Genomic DNA, 3,819 nt, shown 5'->3' with positions numbered 1-3,819 from the left:
AAACCTCGGTTTAGGCGACGCGGCAAAAAAGACCGTCGGGAACGGTGCCGGGCAACTGCCAGATATGAGTTTCTTTTCAATCGTGAAGAGTGGAAACGGGTACTGCAAATTTCCGAACGGTTTAATCCTGCAATGGGGGAGCGGCAGCTTTGCACAGCAGTCAACCACGTTAGTTACGCTTCCTGTGTCGTTTCCAAACGCCGGATTTTCACTTGTTGCTAATAAGGGTTCTTCGATTCCGAATAAAGGGGAGTACGCAGTAGGCGTGCAGTATCGCGATAAATCATCTTTTTCTCTTACAAACACCGGCCCGGATACTACTCAGCAGGGTATCTGGTGGATAGCATTAGGAATTTAAATGAAAAAATATTCGCCTTCAAATAACGCTTTTTACGATATCGCTATTAACAGGGAAATACCCGATGATGCGATTGATATTACCGAAAAAGCATGGACTGATTTACTTGACGGGCAGGCTCAAGGAAAGCTGATTAGCTGCGGTGCTGATTTGCGGCCTTGTCTAACAGAGCAGTTAGCACCAACACGCGAAGTACTCATAGCACAGGCTGAACAGAAAAAAACTCAACTGCGCATAGCTGTTGATTCTGAAATTAACTGGCGTCAGGATGCTGTCGATACGGACATAGCAACCGAGGAAGAAATAAGTACGTTAGCAGAATTGAAAAAATACCGCGTAATGTTAATGCGGGTAAATATAGAAAATACTGAAAAAACTCTTTGGCCCAAGCAGCCTGTGAATATTTAATGAGTAAGGGGTTGGCAACCCCTTACTCATTAGCCCTAAAGATTATTTCAAATCGTCAATCAACTTTTGGAACTCTACCACAGGATTTCCTGAGACTCTTAACAAACTTTTCAGAAATCTCACATCATTAGTGTTAAGCCTAAAGTTTGTGTTCGTCTTCAATTTATTTAAAGCCTCTTTTATTATCTCCAGTGGCAACGCAAGTACAGCATGATCGCTATCAAAGCAGTACTTCTTTTCACCATCTAAAATATACTCTTTAAGCAACACCTGCAAACCAACCGAAGACTTATTGAAAATAATAGGCATTCCAGGTTCAGTAAAGCGCCCATTCTTGTAGTTCGCTTCTTCTCTTTTCATCATAAGCCAGTCAAATGGCTCATTCATGTCAATTTCTTGCGTAACAAAAGGGCTTGAACTATTGTTTTTCTTATACAGATTCATAACTAATTTATGTGTTGTTCCATTAGCTTTTGTCGGACACTCTCCCTGCCTAACCTTGATAGAAAATCCTTTTGAACCCACATAAAAAATACATAAACCATCAACTGAAAGTATCGACCTTAAAGAATAAAACGCGCAATAATAGAGTTTGACCGTCGCCCAGCTAAAAAAGCCAGCCTCAACTCCTTTTATAGCTTCAGCATATGAGATGAGCGCAGAATAAAGGTAATTAATTGCATCGTTTTTAAGGCACTTGTCTAGCTCAGTTGCCGCTGGGCCCGTTAAGATGCAACTTCCAACTGAAGATAAGTTGCCTGCATTGAGATTAAACTTCCCATTTATGCATACCTGAGCATGATGCATTAGAATCTAAGCTCCTTTTGTTCTACTTTAGGTTCAAAAGACTTATCCAGCCTGTCAATAATCACCCGGATAGCTTCTTTTCCTGATATTTTACTCACCTCATCCTGTTTAATTAAACCGTTTTGTCTAATGTTAAGTACTTCCTCAATGGTTCCTTGCTCAAACGATTTCTTTTGCGTGCAATAGGGTATTATTTTAGTGACGTAGAATTCACATGCTGCACTAAAACCTGCTGCGAACTGGAATGCATTAGAGCTCGAATCCCAGCTTTCGTCATAATTATTTGCAATTGCAGAAAAATAGTTATAAAAGCATTTAAACTGAAGAGAAAGCTCAGTTATCCCTACCTGTTCAAATATAGCCTTTTCTTCTACCAAAGGCTTAATAGCACTTACAGCTGTTGAAAGCGCAATCCCTCCTTTACGTCTTTTCTCACCCGGGAACTTTATTTTTCCAAAATAGGGTGAAGTCTCTTCTTTGTTAAGATATTCAGCAATATCTCTTGCTCTGGAAGATGCTGGGTCAAGCGTAGTATCAGAACTGATTCCATACAAATCATAAACCAAACTGCGTGGCGCAGGTTTTTGCTCAGTGTTGATAGCTAAAAATATATCAGCACATTCTTTTGTTGTTAGGTTTAAGTAAATTACAACAGGAACCTGGAGGTTCTCAAGGCTTGAGTCCTCTTTGATAGCAGCTTTTATTCCAGCTACCCTATGTTGTCCATCTATTATTTGAGCTGATCGGTTTTTAATTTCGAATTCAATCGAGCTATCTTTTATTTGAATGCTATCTGTACTCGTCCAGTTAAGAACAATGGCTGCAGGGAAGTCGCCCCCTGAAAGAACAAATTCCTTTATTCCTTTTATTCTTCTTTCAATCAAAATTCGCTGTACAGCCCCAACCTCATCGTCGACGCCTCTGACTGCTGTATAAGTAATATCGCTAAGAGTTTTTGCAGACATGCTTGTCAATATGAAATCTCTATGAGCTTGTTTTATGTTAATAACTTCATTGATAATCACACTACCACCTTTTCCTTTAAATGATTTTACAACTACTAAAATTTCGTTATTTTGAAAATAATTAGCAAAATGCTCACGCAGCCAAAAAAACATAAGAATAATTTAAGTTTTATACCATAAAGTCAACTGCCAACATTAGTGTAAATCTTAATAATTTAAGTAACAGAATGAAATGTATGAGAAAAAATTTTTGGTGGTCTATTTGTATGGTCTAATCGGCCATTCGATATCAGGTGCCTTATTGGTATTAATCCGGCTGAGCGCCACCCGGTAACGCTTCCATTCTGCCAGGCGGGCTATCTCAGCATCTGTTGCAATGCTGATATCGACCGCATCCTGAAGCGGCGCGATTGTCCGGTTTGCCACATCCATTTCAGCGGCAAGCCTGCTGCTGGCAATCAGTATGGCGTTCTCAACTTCTGTAGCCGGGGCGCTAAACACGCCGTCACTGTAGAGATAATTTACATCGGGCTGTTCGGACAGCGCGGTGATATCCACCCATACCAGCGACGGGTGATAAAGTTTCTCAGGCTTCACATTAAGCGAGACAATTTCAGCAACGCACTGATTTTCAATCCGGGCATAAGTTTTCATCAACTGAATTCCTCAATGTAGATAATACCGTCAGCCCCGTAGTTGCCGTAGTAAGGCGAAGTTCGGATGTTGCCTCCGCCGCCCACACCAAATGAAGCCCGGTCGTTTGATGCAATCCCTTCGCCACTCCGTGAAGCACCTCCCCAATAGCTGGATCCACCGTCCCCGGAACCCCCACGATAAGGGTTAGTGCCTCCGGTAATAACGCCGGGGGAATCGCTGCCGTCGCCGCCCTGAATATTGATATCCCCGCCAACTGCAGTTCCCCCGGCTCCTCCTGCATCACCAACTGAGTTCGCACCGTTGCCCGCTGTAATCTGCCCGTTAAAGGCACTGCTGGTTGAATTGTTGCTCTCTTTGCTGCCAGCGCCAACAATCCCCGCATACGTTTTGCTGTCATCAACAGCCAACATTGCGATTGCCGTACCGCCAGCGCCGCCACCGGCACCGCGTGCGCGATAGTTTTCGCCCCAGCCTAGAAAACCATAACCGCGACCGCCGCCGCCGGTAATGATGATTCGGGCACGTTTAGTACCGGGTGTGGGTTTGTAGCTGATCGCGCCCGGCGTGGTGAAAATCTGGCGGCCAATCCAGCGCCCGGAAAACTTTTCGCTAATACCGAGGTTT

At 43.2% G+C, this 3,819-nt stretch carries 5 protein-coding genes and 1 pseudogene; 2 read left to right on the top strand and 4 right to left on the bottom strand.

The genetic code is table 11. From position 1 onward, the window contains the following. Both QCD69_RS22330 and QCD69_RS22325 read left to right on the top strand, forming a co-directional pair. Window positions 1-358: gp53-like domain-containing protein (locus QCD69_RS22330; RefSeq protein ID WP_441004995.1), on the top strand; the 358-nt coding region annotated here is incomplete at its 5' end. Then, window positions 359-766: a tail fiber assembly protein gene (locus QCD69_RS22325; RefSeq protein ID WP_301253558.1), complete on the top strand. Its 408-nt coding sequence runs from the start codon at window positions 359-361 to the stop codon at window positions 764-766. A 42-nt stretch (window positions 767-808) separates the two neighbouring features. On the opposite strand, the gene QCD69_RS22320 is transcribed toward QCD69_RS22325, so the two are convergent. The 4 genes and pseudogenes from QCD69_RS22320 to QCD69_RS22305 form a co-directional block, all read right to left on the bottom strand. Then, the gene (locus QCD69_RS22320) at window positions 809-1,573 is read right to left on the bottom strand and encodes a hypothetical protein (protein ID WP_301253557.1); all 765 of its coding nucleotides are present in this window, start codon (window positions 1,571-1,573) and stop codon (window positions 809-811) included. Continuing rightward, the gene (locus tag QCD69_RS22315) at window positions 1,573-2,691 is read right to left on the bottom strand and encodes a DGQHR domain-containing protein (protein WP_301253556.1); all 1,119 of its coding nucleotides are present in this window, start codon (window positions 2,689-2,691) and stop codon (window positions 1,573-1,575) included. The genes QCD69_RS22320 and QCD69_RS22315 overlap by 1 nt, the downstream gene beginning before the upstream one ends. Before the next feature lie 105 nt (window positions 2,692-2,796). Beyond that, the gene (locus QCD69_RS22310; protein ID WP_301253555.1) at window positions 2,797-3,192 is read right to left on the bottom strand and encodes a tail fiber assembly protein; all 396 of its coding nucleotides are present in this window, start codon (window positions 3,190-3,192) and stop codon (window positions 2,797-2,799) included. After that, window positions 3,192-3,819: pseudogene (locus QCD69_RS22305) on the bottom strand (phage tail protein); the annotation flags it as partial. The gene QCD69_RS22310 and the pseudogene QCD69_RS22305, both read right to left, overlap by 1 nt.

The organism is Erwinia sp. PsM31 (genome assembly GCF_030433775.1).
GTDB lineage: Bacteria > Pseudomonadota > Gammaproteobacteria > Enterobacterales > Enterobacteriaceae > Erwinia > Erwinia aeris.
Note: the sequence above shows the minus strand (reverse complement) of the source record. Positions and strands in the feature narration are given on the sequence as shown.